Consider the following 16,773-nt stretch of genomic DNA (forward strand, 5'->3'; position numbering starts at 1 on the left):
GGGGCGGGCCGGCCGCCCGCCCCGCGGCGCCCACGGCGTCCCACCGCCTGCCTCCCGTACCCGGTCCCGCGAAAGGGGACGGCCCGGAGTCAGCGGCGCTGGGTGGCCCACTTTCTGATCATGGCGATGCGTTCCTTGATCTGCTCGGCCGACGCCTGAGCGATGGCGGGACCGCCGCACGAGCGGCGCAGCTCGGCGTGGATGACGCCGTGCGGCTGCCCGGTGCGGTGGTTCCACGCGCCGACCAGGCCGTTGAGCTCCTTGCGCAGCTCGTGGATCTGCTCGTGCGGGGCGAGGGCGGGCGCCGGCTCGTCGGTGCTCTTCCGCCGTTTGGAGGCCTGCTGGTCGGCCTGCCGCCGGCGCAGCAGGGACGCCACCTGGTGGGGCTCCAGCAGCCCGGGAAGGCCGATGAAGTCCTCCTCCTCCGGGGAGCCGGGCGCGGCGGAGGTGCCGAACTCGCCGCCGTCGAACAGCACCCGGTCGAAGGTCGCCGACGCCTCCAGCGTCTGGAACGGCAGCTCGTCCCCGAGCGCGTCCGGCTGCTTGCGCTCCTGCTGCACACGTTCGAGCAGGGAGTCGTCCAGCCCGTCCTCCGGCTGCGATCGGCCGAGGACGTGGTCGCGTTCCTCCTCCATCTCGGCGGCGAGCCCCATGAGGACCGGCACGGACGGCAGGAAGACGGACGCCATCTCCCCCCGCTTGCGGGCCCGGACGAAACGCCCGACCGCCTGCGCGAAGAACAGCGGCGTGGAGGTGCTGGTGGCGTAGACGCCGACGGCGAGCCTCGGGATGTCCACACCCTCGGACACCATGCGGACCGCGACCAGCCATCGCGCCTGCGACGCGGAGAAGTCCTTGATCTTCTGGGACGCCCCGGGATCGTCGGAGAGGACGACCGTCGCGCCCTCGCCGCTCACCGTCCTGATGTGCCGGGCGTACGCGCGGGCCGACTCGTGGTCGGAGGCGATGACGAGGCCCCCGGCGTCGGGGACGCCCCGGCGCACCTCGGTCAGCCGCCGGTCGGCCGCGTGGATGACCTGGCGGATCCAGTCGCCCTTCGGGTCGAGCGCGGCCCGCCACGCCTGGGAGAGCTGGTCCTTGGTGAGCGGGGTGCCGAGGGTGGCGGCGATCTCGTCGCCCGCCCGCGTCCGCCACTTCATCTCGCCCGAGTACGCCAGGAAGATCACCGGACGGACGACGCCGTCGGCCAGCGCCGGACCGTACCCGTAGGAGTAGTCGGAGGCGCTGCGCAGGGCCCCGTCGCCGTCTTCGACGTAGGTGACGAAAGGGATCGGGCTGTCATCCGAGCGGAACGGCGTGCCCGTCAGCGCCAGCCGCCTGGCGGCCGGCTCGAACGCCTCCCGGACGCCGTCGCCCCACGACTTCGCGTCGCCCGCGTGGTGGATCTCGTCGAAGATCACCAGCGTCTTGCGGGCCTCCGTGCGCGCCCGGTGCAACGCCGGGTGCATCGAGACCTGGGCGTACGTGATCGCCACGCCGGTGTAGTCGCGCGAGGTGGCGCCCTGGCTGTTCTTGAACTCGGGATCGATGGCGATGCCGACCCGGCTTGCCGCGTCCGCCCACTGCCGCTTGAGGTGCTCGGTGGGCGTCACGATGGTCACGGCCTTGACGACGCCCTTGGACAGCAGCTCGCTGGCGATCCGCAGCGCGTACGTGGTCTTGCCCGCGCCCGGGGTCGCGACGGTGAGGAAGTCCCTCGGCTCACGCTGGAAGTAAAGGTCGAACGCCTCCTGCTGCCACGCGCGCAACTTGGGCGCGGTGCCCCAGGCGGCTCGGTCGGGATAGGAAGGCGACAGATGCGATGCGGCGGATACGCTCAACGACGCCTCCCCCATCCCGTTGGGACAATGCTGTATCTATCGGTTCGCTCCCTCACAGTGACCTCAGAGTAGCCCGCCCGACCGACAAGACGTGCCGACCGCCCGAGATCCTGGCGGGGATCACCCCGCTGTGCTACGGCGGGCCGTACGCGCTGAGACATGTGTCACAACCGCCCCGCGCCCTCGGCGGCGGCCGGCAAGCCGGGTTTCCGCTCCCCCGGGTCGCCCGGGGGCGTACGACGCACCGGAAGGCGGAGATGTCAGCGGACGGCGGCCATCACGGCGTCGATGTCCGCGCGGGCGGCGGGTTCGTCCGGGTGGGCGAGCCCCAGGAGCACCGTGCTCGTGCCCTCGGCGTCGAGGAGCAGCGTCACGCGCAGGAAGGCCGGCCGGTTCACGGCGTCCCGGTACTCGGCGCGCAGCGCCCGCGTGTAGCCGCGGCGGGACCCGGCCCTCACCGCCCTGTCGTCCACGACATCGATCTTGTCGCCGCGCAGCAGCAGCCGCCCGTACATCTCGCTCAGGGAGACCACCGCCGGTCGCGGGTCCGCCGGGTCGGCGCGCTCGCCGCGCCGGGCCATCACGGTGGCCCGCCCGTCCTCCACGGCCACCGACGTGAAGCCCGTCACCGGCGCGACGAGGCCCTCCCGCCATCCGGGAGGGAGGTCGTACGCGACACGGGCGAGCGGGTCGACGACCGTGCCGGTGGGGGCCCGCTCCGTGCCGCCGCCGATGACCGTCACGACCAGCACGCCGACCACCAGGCCGGCCGCGGCCGAGACCACGGTGCCGACGAGGAGGCGCACCATCCACCGGGGCATCCGGCGCGGCGGCGACGCCGGGGTGCCGTACCGGTGGGCCGACGGCGGCAGGCTCTCGCCGGGATGACCGTCGGCGTCGGCATAAGGATGAACACCTCGGCGGAAGGGGTCGGCACGCCCGGAGAAGGCGGCATCGTGACCGGAGCCGCGCTCGGCGTCGTCACCGCGAAGCGCGTCGCCGCGTTTCCCGTCGACTCCGGCCGCGTCGTCCGGGTCGGACGGCGGCCATACTCGACGCGTCCATTCCTCGTCCACGACGCCTCCTGAACCACGGCACGAGCGCTGAGCGGTGGATTTCGCGGGTCGGCATCCCTCGGCGGGAAGTCAACAGGAGTTACTCACGGCTACGGCGGCCCGTCAACGGGAGTCCCGACATTCTTCGCCAGGCCAGGCCGCCCGAGTACAACGCCGACACGCCCTGGAGCTCCGCCTTGGCCCGGAGCGCCGCCGCCGCCCTGGCTCGAAGCGCCGCCGTGACTGAAGCGCCACCGCGCCCTGGAGCGCCGCCCTGGCCCGGAGCGCCGCCGTGGCTTGAAGCACCGCCCTGGCTCGGAGCGCCGCCGTGCCTTGAAGCGCCGCTGTTCCACACTGCCGGAGGCTCACGCCCCCGACCGGCGGTAGGTGTCCCACATCTCGTGCATCCGGGCGGCCTGACCGGCGGTGAACTCCGACATGCACCGGTCGTACCCGTAGTCCATGAAGTTGCGGACGGGGTCGTCGCCGGGCGCCGGGCACGAGTCCCTGCGCCCGGGACAGCCGGAGCTCGGCGACGCCTCGGGGGGCGTGTCGTCCACGAAGTCGCCCGGCGCCTCGCAGCCGTTCTCGAAGGTGTGCACCAGCCCGAACCAGTGGCCGATCTCGTGAACGGCGGTGAATCCTCGGTTGAAGTTGACCAGCGGCCCTCCGGGCATGCTGCGCCAGTCGATCACCACGCCGTCGAGCTGCGGCTCGTCCTTGTACCAGTACGGATATGTGGCATAGCCGAGGACCAACTGGCTGAGCTGGGCGAGATAGAGGTTCAGCGTCTCCGGGCCGCCCGTCCGAAGCTTGCGCTTCATCGGCTCCTCGTTCGCCACGGGATCGCGGAACCACTCCGAGTTGGCGGTGTGAGTGATGCCCTTGAGCTCGAAACGGAAGCCGGTGTCGGCGCCGCCGACCTTGCCGCCGTAGGCGGCGTTGAGGGCGGCCACCTGCTGCCGTACGGCCGCGTCGGGCGCACCGAGCGCGCCGTCTTTGATGACGTGCACCCACAGCGGCACGATGACGGTCTCGACGGCCTTCCGGCCGTGCCTGTCCCGCCCCGCCTCAACGCGCGACGCGAAGCGACGTCGCAGATCGGCGGACATCCGGCGGATCTGACCGGCACCCGGGGCGCGCGGCTCGGCCAGTCGCGCCGGCGGACGAGTGTGCGGCCCGGCCCGGCATTCGTCCCGAGCCCCGGCGGCTCCGGCGCGGCTCCCGGCTCGGACGCCGACGGCTCCGGTCCGGCTCTCGGCCCGGGTCCCGGCTGCGGCCCGGCTCTCAGCCCCAGCCTCGGTGGACCCGGCTCGGCTCTCGGCGGGAAACCCGCACACCGTGAACAGACATGCCAAAGAGACGGCGAGCACGCGCCGGGCCATTCGCTCCCCCGATACGACTGGTCAGACAGAGAGCTGACGCTAGCCGTACCGGGAGCGGTCATCCCGGATCGACACTCACTCGCCCGCGGGCTCTCCCTTGGGCAGCCCCTCGTAGATCTCCTTGCATTCGGGGCAGACCGGGTACTTCTTCGGATCCCGGCTGGGCACCCATACCTTGCCGCACAGAGCGCGGACCGGTGTGCCGGTCACCATGCTTTGGGTGATCTTGTTCTTGTCGGCGTAGTGCGAGAACCGCTCGTGGTCGCCGTCCCCGTGCGAGAGCCTCGGAGTGACATCGCTCTCGGGAAGAATCTTCGTACCGCTCACGAGTACCGATTTTACGCGCCGAAAGAAATCGCTCCGCCGATCCGCCCACAGCGGGGCGGACCGGCGGAGCGCACGGCGGTCAGCCCATGTGGACGGGAGCGCCTTCGGTCTTGCGACCCGCCTTCACGAAGAGGGCGAGCAGCGCGGCCAGGACGGCGACGCCCGTGCTGACGGTGAAGCCGAGGTGCAGGCCGTCCATGAAGGACAGGTGCGCGGCCTTGGTGATCACACTGCCCATCGGCTCGGGGAGCCCCGGAGGTGCCATGCCCACGGCGGCGAGCCCCTTGAGCCCCTCCATCTGCTCGGCGGGGATGGCCGCGGCGGCCTGACCGATGTGGCCGGGCAGCACCTCTCCCACCTTGGCGGACACGATGGCGCCCAGGATCGCGGTGCCCAGCGCGCCGCCGACCTGCATGGCGGACTGCTGCACGCCGCCCGCGACACCGCTGAGGTCCTCGGGAGCGTTGCCCACGATGATCTCCGTCGCCCCGACGAAGACCGGCGAGAGGCCGAACGCGAGCAGGACGAACGGGATCGCGCTGTCGATGAACGCCGCCTCCACGCTCAGTCGGGACATCAGGAACATCGCCAACGCGGTCACCAGCATGCCGCCCGCGATGGTGATCTTGGGGCCGAGCTTTCCGATGAGGACGCCGGCGAGCGGCGAAGCGACGATCATGCCCGCGCTCATCGGCAACATGCGGAGGCCGGAGTCCATCGGGGACAACCCGTGCACGCCCTGGAAGAAGAACGTGAGGAAGAACATCGCGCCGAACATCGAGAACGCGACCAGGATCATCAGGCCGGTGCCGATGGAGACCGAGGAGTTCCTGAAGAGGCTGAGCGGCAGCAGCGGCTCGCTCACCCGGGACTGCCAGAACAGGAAGATCCCGCCGATCACCACGGTGGCGGCGATGAACGCGATCGTCTTGCCGTCGCCCCAGCCCCAGTCGGGCGCCTTGATGATGGCCCACACCAGGGAGAACATCGTGCCGGAGAGCAGCACGACGCCCAGCCAGTCGATCCGCGACAACATCTGCGCGCGGCTCTCCTTCAGGACCCACACGCCGACCGCGAGAGCGACCGCGCCCACGGGGACGTTGATGAAGAAGACCGACTGCCAGCTCACGTTCTCGACGAGCAGGCCGCCGATGATGGGACCGCCCGCGCTGGACAGACCGATGATCGCCCCCCACGCGCCCATCGCCATGTTGAGCTTGTCACCCGGGAAGGCGGAGCGCAGCAGCGCCAGCGCGGCGGGCTGCAGCATCGCGCCGAACAGGCCCTGCAGCACACGGAGCGCGATCAGCGCGCCCACCGTGCCGCTGAGACCGATGGCGAGGGACGTCAACGCGAAGCCGGCCACTCCGATGAGGAAGATCCGCTTGTGGCCGAAGAGGTCGCCCAACTTTCCCGCGGTGATGAGGAACACCGCCAGCGCGAGCAGATAACCGCTGGTGACCCACTGGAGGTCGGCCAGGGACGCCTTCAGCTCCACCTGGATCACGGGGTTCGCGATCGCGACCACGGTGCCGTCGAGCATCACCATGATGACGCCCAGCGAAACCGCGAGCAGCGTCATCCACGGGTGGCCTTTGCCGCGCCCCGCGGGCGCGTCAGAGTGTACGGCTAACGCCTGAGCCATGATCGGATCCCCCATTCAGAGAAGACAACCGGAGTAACTTATGTCACCTCATGACAGATGACAAACTCTTTTTTCCGGCATACGGTGCCATCTGGCAGAGTATGAAGCGAGGGTTTCGTGAAGATGACAACCATTGGTCTACGGGAACGCAAGAAGCGAAAGACCCGGATCGCGCTGATCGACGCCGCCCTCGACCTGTTCCTAACACAGGGGTACGACATAACGACGGTCGACCAGGTCGCCGCCGCCGTGGACGTCTCGCCCCGGACCTTCTTCCGCTACTTCGCCTCGAAGGAGGAGGTCGCGCTCTCAACCTGCCGGGACGGTCAGGAGATCTTCCTGAGGGCGCTGTGTTCCAGGCCTGGGGAGGAGTCACCGTACCAGGCCGTGACCCAGGCGATGCGCGTCACACTGGCCGCTCTGCGCGAAGGAGACCCCGACGACGCACAGCGTCTCGCCAAGGTGCGACGGCTCATCGACGCGACCCCCTCGCTCGCCGCCGGGCTGATGTGCATGATCAACAAGGGCGACCGGCAGCTCACCGAGGAGGTCGCCCGCCGCCGCGGCACCGACACGGACGACCTGCGGACGCAGTTCGTGGTGTCGATCCTCAACACGCTCCTCCGGGTCTGCTTCGAACACGGCTCCCCCGATCTCGCCCCCCTGTCCGAGCGCATGGAGCGCATCCTCGCCATCGCCGAGGAGTGCCTGCGCCCCGGCTGGGACCGCTGAGCGACCGGCCCCGCGCCCGAGACACCACCCGCGGGGCCCGGTCGCCACCGCCGAGCGAACAGGCTGTCCCCCACCGCCGCGGACGGCGTCCACACATCACCGCCCACCCAGCACCGCCGTTCCACCCCCAGGAGCCGCCGTCCACGCGCCGCCGTCCCCTGACCTCCGCGCATGTTCCCCAGGGGGCCGGCCGGACGGCCGCACCACCGGCTCGTGGCCGCGGAAGCGGTCAACGACGCCGTGGTGATCGTCCACGCACGGCCTTCCGCCGGCCCGCCCGGCCTCCGCGCCGGATTCGATCAATGTACGGTTCATCCGGCGCGCGACCCGATCCCGCCGGTCAGCCCCCTCGCCCCGCCCTCCCGCCCCACTGTCGCCTGTACGGGGCGAGCGGCCACGCCTATCGTCCTGGGAGCGCTCCCATTCCACACGACCGAAGGTGGGTCATGAACACACGATTCGCCGCCGCGGCCATCGCGCTGGCCGCTCTCCTCGTCTCCCTGCTCTCCTTCACCTCGCCCGCGCAGGCCGCGGCGGGCCTCCGGGTGGGCGGCGGGAAGATCTACGAGGCCAACGGCAGCCAGTTCATCATGCGCGGGACCAGTCACGCCCACACGTGGTATCCCAGCCGGACCGGTTCCTTCGCCGGCATCAAGTCGCTCGGCGCGAACACCGTCCGGGTGGTCCTGAGCGGCGGCCGGTGGACGCCCAACAGCGCGAGCGACGTCTCCGGCGTCATCACCCTCTGCAGGCAGAACCGGCTGATCTGCGTCCTGGAGAACCACGACACCACCGGGTACGGCGAGCAGAGCGGCGCCTACACGCTCGACCAGGCCGTCGACTACTGGATCGGCCTCAAGAGCGTCCTGACCGGCCAGGAGAACCACGTCGTCATCAACATCGGAAACGAACCGTACGGCAACAACAACGCCTCCGCCTGGACCGCCGCGACGTCGAACGCCATCAGCCGGATGCGCGCGGCCGGCTTCCAGCACATGCTCATGGTCGACGCGCCGAACTGGGGTCAGGACTGGGGCTTCGTCATGCGGGACACCGCGGCGACCGTCTTCGCCGCCGACCCGCAGCGGAACACCGTCTTCTCGATCCACATGTACGGCGTCTTCGACACGGCGGCGGAGATCACCGCGTACCTGCAGGCGTTCCAGACGGCCGGGCTGCCCCTGGTGATCGGCGAGTTCGGCGACATGCACTCCGACGGCGACCCCGACGAGGACACCATCATGGCCCAGGCGCAGGCGCGCGGCATCGGCTACCTCGGCTGGTCGTGGAGCGGCAACGGCGGCGGTGTCGAGTATCTCGACCAGGTGACCGACTTCGACGCCACCCGGCTCACCTCGTGGGGGCGGCGCCTGTTCAACGGGGCGAACGGCATCGCGGCGACGGCCAAGGAGGCCACGATCTACGGCGGCTCCTCGCCCAGCCCCTCCCCTTCGGCGAGCCCGTCCACGTCCCCCAGCCCGTCGGCGTCCCCGAGCCCGTCGACCTCGCCGAGCGGCGGCCCGAAGTCGTGCTCCGCGACGTACACCGTGACCGGGCAGTGGCCGGGCGGCTTCCAGGCCGACGTCACGGTCACCGCGGGCGGCGCCACGATCAGCGGATGGACGGTGAAATGGACCTACGCCGACGGGCAGGCCGTGACGCAGTCCTGGAACGCGGCGATCACGACGAGCGGGTCGAGCGTCACCGCGACGAACGTGAGCTACAACGGCGGCCTGGGCGCGGGCGCCACCACCGCGTTCGGGTTCCTCGGGTCGTGGAACGGCGCCAACGGCGTGCCGTCCGTCACCTGCGCCGCCGCCTGAACCGGGAAACGACGCGACCGCCGGGCGCGCTCCCCGCGCGCCCGGCCCCTCCACACGACAACCCCGCGCGCCCGGCCGTTCCGTGCCCGACCGCCCACCGGGTGGGTTTCCACGGCGCTACGTCAGTTGAGCTCGGGATCGTCGGGATAGGTCGCCACGAACGACAACTCCCCCTGCTGGCGGCGCAGCACGGCGCGCCAGAGCGTCGCCGGGTCGGAGTGGAAGGTGTCGCCCGGCTCGGAGTCCACGACGTACCAGGCGCCCTCCGCGACCTCGTTGCGAAGCTGGCCGGCCGTCCAGCCCGCGTACCCGGCGAAGATGCGCATCTGCGAGATCTCTCCGGCGAGGATCTCGGGCGGCGCGTCGAGGTCGACGGTGCCCAGCCGGTACGCGGCCGACCGGGCCGACTGCAGCCTCCGCCAGCCGAGGGGCTCGCCGCCGCTCTGCACCGCGGCGAGCGCCAGCGCGCTGTCGGTCTGCACCGGGCCGCCCTCGAAGAGCACGGAGGGGCCGGTCACCAGCGGGTCCCAGGAAGGGAGCACCTGCGTCACCGAGATCTCGCTCGGGCGGTTGAGCACGACGCCGAGCGAGCCGCCGCCCTCGTCGTGCTCGAGGACGAGAACGACGCTGCGCCGGAAGTTGGGGTCCTCCAGCAGTGGCGTCGCGACGAGCAGCCGGCCGACGTAGATCCCTTCCGCCATACCCTCCATCATGAGGGAGAAGGCGGGAATCACGCACGCCGCCCCGGGCATCGACTTCGTCTTCCCGGCGGATCGTGCGCCCGCCGGGAGCCGGTCACGCCTCCGTGAAACCGCGGGCCCGACCGCCCGCCGACTCCCGTACGGCGGCCGCGACCGCGCCCGCGACGTCGGGGTGGAAGACGCTGGGGATGATGTAGTTCGGGCCGAGCTCCTCGTCGGTCACGACGGCGGCGAGGGCGCGCGCGGCGGCCAGCAGCATCTCCGGGGTGACCACGTTGGCCTGGGCGTCGAGCAGGCCGCGGAAGACGCCGGGGAAGGCCAGCACGTTGTTGATCTGGTTCGGGTAGTCGGACCGGCCGGTCGCCACGACGGCGGCGTGCTCCCTGGCATCGTCGGGCGAGACCTCCGGCTCGGGGTTGGCGAGCGCGAAGACCACGGAGCCCTCCGCCATGGAGGCGATGTCGTCGCCGTCGAGGATGCCCGGGGCGGACACGCCGATGAAGACGTCCGCGCCCTTGACCGCGCCGCGCAGGTCGCCGCTGTATCCCTCGGCGTTGGTGTGCTCGGCGATCCAGCGCAGCGACTCGTCCAGGTCGTCGCGCCCCTTGTGGACGGCGCCGAGGTAGTCGCAGACCACCACGTGGCGCACGCCGCCGGCGAGCAGCAGGCGCAGGACCGCCGTACCGGCCGCCCCCGCGCCGGCGAGCGTGACGCGGACGTCGGAGATCTCCTTGCCCACGACCTTGAGCGCGTTCGTCAGCGCGGCGAGCACGCAGATCGCGGTGCCGTGCTGGTCGTCGTGGAAGACCGGGATGTCCAGGAGCTCGCGCAGCCGCCGCTCCACCTCGAAGCAGCGCGGCGCGGAGATGTCCTCCAGGTTGATGCCGCCGAACCCGGGGGCGAGCACCTGGACCGTGCGCACGATCTCGTCGACGTCCTGCGTGTCGAGGCAGATCGGCCAGGCGTCGATGCCCGCGAACCGCTTGAACAGCGCCGCCTTGCCCTCCATCACGGGCAGCGCGGCGGCCGGGCCGATGTTGCCGAGGCCGAGGACGGCCGACCCGTCGGTGACCACGGCCACCGAGTTGCGCTTGATGGTGAGCCGGCGCGCGTCCTCGGGGTTGCGCGCGATGGCCATGCTGACCCGCGCCACACCCGGCGTGTACGCCATGGAGAGCTCGTCGCGGTTGCGCAGCGGGACCTTCGACTGCATCTCGATCTTGCCGCCGAGGTGCATGAGGAAGGTCCGGTCGGACACCTTGTGAATGGCGACGCCCTCGACCGTGCCGAGGGCGTCGACGAGGGCCTGCGCGTGGTCGGTGTCCCTCGCGGCACAGGTGACGTCGATGCGGAGCTTCTCGTGGCCCGCCGTGGTGACGTCGAGTGCGGTGATCACGCCGCCGGCGCTCTCCACCGCGTGGGTGAGAAGGCTGACGGCCTTGCCACCCGCCGGCACCTCAAGACGAACGGTGATCGAGTACGAGACGCTCGGCACGGTGGCCACGTGAATCCGCTCCTGTTGTCATGGCTGTCTGCGCATGCGTCTCCGGAGACCGTGACGCTGTTGTGACGGCGCCGGGGACGCACCAGTGTCCACACATTACAGCGCCCGCCGCGATGCATCCGCTCCCCGGGAAACGGGAGTGTGCCGGAACACCACGGCGGGCGACCGTGAAAGCACCGCCGTCGGAGCGGTCAGAGAGTGCGGTCAGAGCGGCCCTGCCGGAACGGCCCTGTCACAGGACGGCCGTCAGAACAGCGCGCTCGCCAGGCCGCGGCGTCCCTTGGCGACGGCGGGGTCGTCGGCGGGCAGCGTCTCGAACAGGCCGAGCAGGTGGAGCCTGGCCCGGTCCCGGTCGTCACCGGCGGTGCGCCGTACGACGCCGACGAGCCGGTCGAAGGCCGCGTCCACCTCGCCGGCCAGCATCTCCAGGTCGGCCGCCTGGGTCTGGACGCCGACGTCGCGGGGCTGCTCGGCCGCGCGGGCCAGCACGTCCGCCGGATCGAGATCCTGGGTGCGGCGGACCAGCCCGACGCCGGCGAGACCGATCTTGGCCTCCTGGTTGCCGGGCTCCCGGGCGAGGAGCCGCTCGAACGCCGCGGCGGCGGCGTCCAGGTCGCCCTTCTCGACGGCCTCGTCCGCGGCGGCCAGGTCCGGGTCGAGCGGCGGCTCCGCCGGCTCCTCGGCCCCGGGGGCCGGGGCGGCCAGCTCGACGCCGAGCTGCTCGAACACCTGGTTGAGCGCCTGGCGGAGCTGCGGCTCGGAGAGCGGGCCCTCGAACAGGGGCATGAGCTGCCCCTGGACGGCCAGGTAGACGGTCGGCACGGCGCGCATCCGCAGTGCCTGTGCCAGCTCGGGGTTGGCCTCGACGTCCGCTCGGGCGAGGATCCACGCGCCGCCCGCCTCCGCCGCGAGCTTCTCCAGGGTCTGGCTGAACTGCTGGACCTGCTCCGCGCGCGGCACGGTGGCCTCGACGATCACGGGAACGCTCAGCGAGCGCTCGACGACGTCGGCGGTGAAGGTCGCCGCGGTGACCTCGACGACGTTGGCCGCCGCCGCGTCCGGGTTACGCGCGGCGGCCTCCCGCCGCGCCTGCGCTTCCAGGGCCTGCTTGCGCGCGCCGAGGTCCACGGCGCCGTAGAGCGATCCAGGTCGGGTGAAGTCCGCTGCCATAAGTCCAATCCTGCCGTACGCGCGCCGCTGTTCCGTGCCAACCGTGCCCCCTTGTGGGGCCCGGCGGGTCCGCCCTGCGCGGAACGGCGCCGGCCGGGGCCGGAATTCGGGGGGCGGGAGTGCCGTCAGAAGCGCGCGGGTTCGGAGTAGGTGCCCCATTCCTCCCGGAGGGCGTCGCAGATCTCGCCCAGCGTGGCCTCGGCCCGTACGGCGTCGAGCATGGGGGCGATCATGTTCCGGTCCGACCGGGCGGCGGCGACGAGCGCCGCGAGGGCGCGGTCGACGGCCGCCCCGTCCCGTACTGCGCGGCGGCCGGCGAGGACGCGGCGCTGCTCCACCTCGACCTCGTGGCCGATGCGGAGGATCTCCAGCGGCTGCTCGACCGTGGACGTGTGGCAGTTCACGCCGACGATCTTCTTCTCGCCCTTCTCCAGCTTGCGCTGGTAGTCGAAGGCGGCCTCGGCGATCTCCGACATGAACCAGCCGTCCTCGATGCCGCGCAGGATGCCGGAGGTCATCGTGCCGTCGGCCCCCATGTCACGAATTTTCGTGAAAATCGTCTCGGCTTCGGCCTCCAGCCGGTCGGTGAGCGCCTCCACGTACCAGGAGCCGCCCAGCGGGTCGACGACGTTGACGACCTCGGTCTCCTCCATGATCACCTGCTGGGTGCGCAGCGCGATCTCGGCGGCCTTCTCGGAGGGCAGCGCGAGCACCTCGTCCAGCGCGTTCGTGTGCAGCGAGTTGGTGCCGCCGAGGACCGCGGCCAGCGCCTCGATCGCGGTGCGGACGATGTTGTTGTCCGGCTGCTGCGCGGTCAGCGAGACTCCGGCCGTCTGCGTGTGGAACCGCAGCCACCGGGCCTTCTCGGTGCGGGCGCCGTACACGTCGCGCATCCAGCGGGCCCAGATGCGGCGGGCGGCGCGGAACTTGGCGATCTCCTCGAAGAAGTCGATGTGCGCGTCGAAGAAGAACGACAGCCCCGGGGCGAAGACGTCGACGTCGAGCCCGCGCGACAGTCCCAGCTCGACGTAGCCGAAGCCGTCGGCGAGCGTGAAGGCCAGCTCCTGCGCGGCCGTGGCCCCGGCCTCCCTGATGTGGTAGCCGGACACCGACAGCGGCTTGTACGCCGGGATCTCGGCGGCGCAGTACTCCATGAGGTCGCCGATCAGGCGCAGGTGCGGCTCCGGCGGGAACAGCCACTCCTTCTGGGCGATGTACTCCTTGAAGATGTCGGTCTGGAGTGTGCCGTTGAGCCGCGCGGCGGGGACGCCCTGGCGCTCGGCGGCGACGACGTACATGCAGAAGACCGGCACCGCGGGGCCGCTGATCGTCATCGAGGTGGTCACCTCGCCCAGCGGGATGCCGTCGAAGAGCACGTCCATGTCGCTCGCCGAGTCGACGGCGACGCCGCAGTGGCCCACCTCGCCGAGGGCGCGCGGGTCGTCGGAGTCGCGTCCCATCAGCGTCGGCATGTCGAACGCCACGGAGAGGCCGCCCCCTCCGGCGCCGAGGATCATCTTGTACCGCTCGTTGGTCCGGCGCGCGTTGCCGAACCCGGCGAACTGCCGGATCGTCCAGGGACGCCCGCGGTAGCCGGTCGCGTACAGGCCGCGGGTGTAGGGGTACTCCCCCGGCCAGCCGATGCGCTCGAACCTCGGGTCCTCGCCCTCCGGCCCGTAGACCGGCGCCACCTCCAGCCCGGACAACGTCCGGTGCTCCCGGCGGGGGGCGCGCGCCGTCGCCGCGTCGTACCGCGCCTGCCAGCGGGCGCGTCCGGCCTCGATCTCGTCCGCGTTCATGGCCGCTCCTCGGAGTCCACTCCTCGGAAAAATACTAGGACGTCCTAGTAAGTCCCGCCAGAGCACCGTCTCAGCGGCAACTCTGGCGTCGAATGTCACACCTTGGCCGCAAAATGACACGGATCTATGACAGACGCCGTCAATACCGAAATATGAGACGCGCATGGTTGATGTCCACAGGGAGGTGGATGTGAAGCGCGTCATCGTCGTCGCCGCAGCCGCGGCACTCGCCGCGGCTACGCTGGCGTCCCCGGCTCAGGCGGTCCGCACCGCTGCAGAGCCGGCCGCGCAGACCGAGTACGTCGTCCTCTACAAGGAGGGCGCGAACCCGTCCGAGGCCCAGAAGGCGATCGAGGCCGCGGGCGGCTCGATCATCAAGCTCAACAGCGCCGTGGGACTCGCGACGGTCACCACGTCGAACAGCGGCTTCCTCGACGCGATCAAGGACGACGCCGCGATCGAGGGCGTCGCGCGCAACCGCGCGATCGGCGTCGTACCCAAGGAAGCCAAGGTGAGGGCCGACGTCGCGAAGGCGGTCGAGGCCGGAGCCGTCGAGAAGGAGGGACGCGCCGGCGCGTCCCCCGCCAAGCGGGGCGGCAAGCCTGCCGACGAGCCGCTGGGCGACCTGCAGTGGGACATGGACCAGATCCGCGCGGGCGAGGCGCACCGGTACGAGAGCGGCGACAAGCGGGTGCTCGTCGGCGTCCTCGACACCGGTGTGGACGGCTCCCACCCGGACATCGCACCGAACTTCAGCCGCTCGCTGAGCCGCAACTTCACGGTGGACATCCCGGCGGACGCCAACGGCGCCGAGGTGGACGGCCCGTGCGAGGTGGCCTCCTGCGTCGACCCCGCCGACGTGGACGAGAACGGCCACGGCACCCACGTCGCGTCGTCGATCGCCTCGCCGGTCAACAGGCTCGGCGTCTCCGGCGTGGCGCCCAAGGTCACCATCGTCAACATCCGGACCGGCCAGGACTCCGGCTACTTCTTCCTCCCGGCGACCGTCGACGGCCTCACCTACGCGGCGGACATCGGCGTCGACGTGGTCAACATGAGCTACTACGTGGACCCGTGGCTGTTCAACTGCGTGGACAACCCCGCCGACTCGCCGGAGAGCCGGCTGCAGCAGGCCACGATCATCAGGGCCACCCAGCGGGCGCTCGACTACGCGCACAGCCGCGGCGTCACCCTGGTGAGCGCCGCCGGCAACGAGGCGATGGACTACACCAAGACCAACACCGACACGGGCAGCCCCGACTTCGCGAGCGTGCCCGGCCAGGCGCCGTACACCCGGACGATCCCGCCGAGCTGCGTGTCGATGCCGAGCGAGGGCGACCACGTGATCACGGTGTCGTCCACCGGCGCGAGCAAGCGCAAGTCGTACTACTCCAACTACGGCGACGGCTTCATCGACGTCGCCTCCCCCGGCGGCGACGTGTACGACACGCCGGACAACACGCGGGACATCGCCAGGGCCACCCTCGCGGCGTACCCGAAGTCGCTCGCCGTCGCCAACGGCGAGATCGACGAGAACGGCGAGCCGACCGTCCCCTACGTCGTGAAGGACTGCAAGGGCTCCGTCTGCGGCTACTACCAGTACCTCCAGGGCACCTCGATGGCCTCGCCGCGCGTCGCGGGCGTCGCCGCCCTGATCGTCAGCCGGTACGGCAGGCCCGACCGCCGGCACCCCGGCGGGCTGACCCTGGACCCCGGCGTCGTGGAGCGGATCCTCAAGGGGACGGCCACGCCCACGCCGTGCCCGACCCCGGCGGCGTTCACCTACACGCGGCACCTGCCGTCCGGCTCGACCGTGACGGACACGCACACGTGTGAGGGCGGCGCCGGCGGCAACGGCTTCTACGGCAAGGGCATCGTCGACGCGCTGCGCGCCGTCCGCCAGTAGATCGCCATCCCCGGGACCGGGGCCCGCACGCCGGGCCCCGGTTCCGGACACGCATCGCCGTCAGTCGGCGAAGTCGCCCGCGGCCACGCGGAGAGTGCGCAGCAGGTCGAACATCGCGCCGAGATCCTCCTCGCCGTACATGGCCAGGCCGAAGTCGGCGGCCATCAGGTCGGCGGTGGCGAGCCGTACCACGTCGCGGCCCCGGTCGGTGATCTCGGCGAGCACGCCGCGCCCGTCGCGCGGGTTGCGCATCCGGCGCACCAGCCCGGCGCGCTCCAGCCGGTCGACCGTGTTGGTCACGCTCGTCGGGTGCACCATGAGCCGCTCACCGATCTTGGAGAGCGGCAGCGAACCCGCCTTGCTGAACGTGAGCAGCACCAGTGCCTCATAGCGCGCGAAGGTCAAATCGTACGGCTTGAGCAGCGCGTCCAGTTGCGCCAGGAGTATCTGGTGGGCTCTCATGATCGAAGTTACGGCGGCCATCGCGGAGGACGGCCCGAAGTTCGCTCGCCAGCTCTCGGCAGCCCTTTCAATGGGGTCGAACGGGAGGTTGAGCGGCTTCGAGATGAACACAGCGATACGGTAGCGCGACCTTAGTCCCGTTTGCGCTGCGTACGCTGTGTAACCAAATTGATTCCTTGACCCCAGAACTCGGGCGTCAAACATCACGCTCCGTTATGGTTGCCACGTCAAAAGGTGAGGCGGCGGCAAACCCGGAGGGCGACGCGAGCCGCGTCTGCTAGGGAGTGACTGACGAAAGCCGCCCGTCGCGAGCGCGAGTCGCCATCCGGACCGCGCGCGGCGGTGCATGATCCGTCGGACACGACCCGGTCGGCAGGCGCGACGGACGCCCTGCGGACGGCGCCACGGGGACCGGCACCGTCC

The 16,773-nt window shown here is 71.1% G+C and carries 13 protein-coding genes; 3 read left to right on the top strand and 10 right to left on the bottom strand.

The window, feature by feature from the left end; genetic code table 11:
- Positions 1–89: 89 nt before the first annotated feature.
- The 5 genes from AWQ70_RS11620 to AWQ70_RS11645 form a co-directional block, all read right to left on the bottom strand.
- Positions 90–1,841 (bottom strand): DEAD/DEAH box helicase, encoded by a 1,752-nt coding sequence (locus AWQ70_RS11620; protein ID WP_245646911.1) that lies wholly within the window; start codon positions 1,839–1,841, stop codon positions 90–92.
- A gap of 260 nt (positions 1,842–2,101) precedes the next feature.
- Positions 2,102–2,917: a hypothetical protein gene (locus tag AWQ70_RS11625; protein ID WP_157530013.1), complete on the bottom strand. Its 816-nt coding sequence runs from the start codon at positions 2,915–2,917 to the stop codon at positions 2,102–2,104.
- A gap of 344 nt (positions 2,918–3,261) precedes the next feature.
- Complete coding sequence (locus AWQ70_RS11635) at positions 3,262–4,008, bottom strand: zinc metalloprotease (RefSeq protein ID WP_245646912.1); 747 nt, start codon at positions 4,006–4,008, stop codon at positions 3,262–3,264.
- A 348-nt stretch (positions 4,009–4,356) separates the two neighbouring features.
- Entirely contained in the window at positions 4,357–4,608 is a 252-nt protein-coding gene (locus AWQ70_RS11640; RefSeq protein ID WP_067174182.1) for a DUF3039 domain-containing protein, read from the bottom strand.
- Positions 4,609–4,687: 79 nt separating this feature from the next.
- A complete protein-coding gene (locus tag AWQ70_RS11645) occupies positions 4,688–6,253 on the bottom strand; it encodes a DHA2 family efflux MFS transporter permease subunit (protein ID WP_067174484.1) in 1,566 nt (521 codons plus the stop codon).
- A 123-nt stretch (positions 6,254–6,376) separates the two neighbouring features.
- Between AWQ70_RS11645 and AWQ70_RS11650 the strand changes: the two genes are divergently transcribed.
- Both AWQ70_RS11650 and AWQ70_RS11655 read left to right on the top strand, forming a co-directional pair.
- Positions 6,377–6,985 (top strand): TetR family transcriptional regulator, encoded by a 609-nt coding sequence (locus AWQ70_RS11650; protein ID WP_067174488.1) that lies wholly within the window; start codon positions 6,377–6,379, stop codon positions 6,983–6,985.
- 446 nt (positions 6,986–7,431) lie between these two features.
- The gene (locus AWQ70_RS11655; RefSeq protein ID WP_067174183.1) at positions 7,432–8,808 is read left to right on the top strand and encodes a cellulase family glycosylhydrolase; all 1,377 of its coding nucleotides are present in this window, start codon (positions 7,432–7,434) and stop codon (positions 8,806–8,808) included.
- Positions 8,809–8,930: 122 nt separating this feature from the next.
- Here AWQ70_RS11655 and AWQ70_RS11660 read toward each other — a convergent pair whose 3' ends face one another.
- The 4 genes from AWQ70_RS11660 to icmA form a co-directional block, all read right to left on the bottom strand.
- Positions 8,931–9,509, bottom strand: coding sequence for a YqgE/AlgH family protein (locus tag AWQ70_RS11660; protein ID WP_067174493.1), 579 nt, complete (start codon positions 9,507–9,509; stop codon positions 8,931–8,933).
- Between the two features lie 94 nt (positions 9,510–9,603).
- Positions 9,604–11,013 carry an NAD-dependent malic enzyme gene (locus AWQ70_RS11665; RefSeq protein ID WP_067174187.1) on the bottom strand — a complete coding sequence of 470 codons (1,410 nt, stop codon included), beginning with the start codon at positions 11,011–11,013 and terminating at the stop codon, positions 9,604–9,606.
- 246 nt (positions 11,014–11,259) lie between these two features.
- On the bottom strand, positions 11,260–12,183 hold the full coding sequence (locus tag AWQ70_RS11670) for a tetratricopeptide repeat protein (protein WP_067174190.1): 924 nt from the start codon (positions 12,181–12,183) through the stop codon (positions 11,260–11,262).
- Positions 12,184–12,308: 125 nt separating this feature from the next.
- Entirely contained in the window at positions 12,309–13,982 is a 1,674-nt protein-coding gene (gene icmA, locus AWQ70_RS11675; protein WP_067174192.1) for a coenzyme B12-dependent isobutyryl-CoA mutase large subunit, read from the bottom strand.
- Between the two features lie 190 nt (positions 13,983–14,172).
- On the opposite strand from icmA, the gene AWQ70_RS11680 reads away from it, so the two are divergent.
- Positions 14,173–15,888, top strand: a complete 1,716-nt coding sequence (locus AWQ70_RS11680) for a S8 family serine peptidase (protein WP_245646914.1) — start codon at positions 14,173–14,175, stop codon at positions 15,886–15,888.
- A 60-nt stretch (positions 15,889–15,948) separates the two neighbouring features.
- Here AWQ70_RS11680 and AWQ70_RS11685 read toward each other — a convergent pair whose 3' ends face one another.
- Positions 15,949–16,455, bottom strand: coding sequence for a MarR family winged helix-turn-helix transcriptional regulator (locus tag AWQ70_RS11685; RefSeq protein ID WP_067174495.1), 507 nt, complete (start codon positions 16,453–16,455; stop codon positions 15,949–15,951).
- Between the last annotated feature and the right edge of the window lie 318 nt (positions 16,456–16,773).

Source organism: Microtetraspora niveoalba (assembly GCF_001570405.1).
Lineage (GTDB): Bacteria > Actinomycetota > Actinomycetes > Streptosporangiales > Streptosporangiaceae > Microtetraspora > Microtetraspora niveoalba.

Bases quoted from the DNA above. Each gene is read 5' to 3' on its own strand.
- AWQ70_RS11635 (WP_245646912.1), bottom strand. From the start codon at position 4,008: ATGTCCGCCGATCTGCGACGTCGCTTCGCGTCGCGCGTTGAGGCGGGG.
- icmA (WP_067174192.1), bottom strand. From the start codon at position 13,982: ATGAACGCGGACGAGATCGAGGCCGGACGCGCCCGCTGGCAGGCGCGG.
- AWQ70_RS11655 (WP_067174183.1), top strand. From the start codon at position 7,432: ATGAACACACGATTCGCCGCCGCGGCCATCGCGCTGGCCGCTCTCCTC.
- AWQ70_RS11660 (WP_067174493.1), bottom strand. From the start codon at position 9,509: ATGGCGGAAGGGATCTACGTCGGCCGGCTGCTCGTCGCGACGCCACTG.
- AWQ70_RS11650 (WP_067174488.1), top strand. From the start codon at position 6,377: ATGACAACCATTGGTCTACGGGAACGCAAGAAGCGAAAGACCCGGATC.
- AWQ70_RS11645 (WP_067174484.1), bottom strand. From the start codon at position 6,253: ATGGCTCAGGCGTTAGCCGTACACTCTGACGCGCCCGCGGGGCGCGGC.
- AWQ70_RS11670 (WP_067174190.1), bottom strand. From the start codon at position 12,183: ATGGCAGCGGACTTCACCCGACCTGGATCGCTCTACGGCGCCGTGGAC.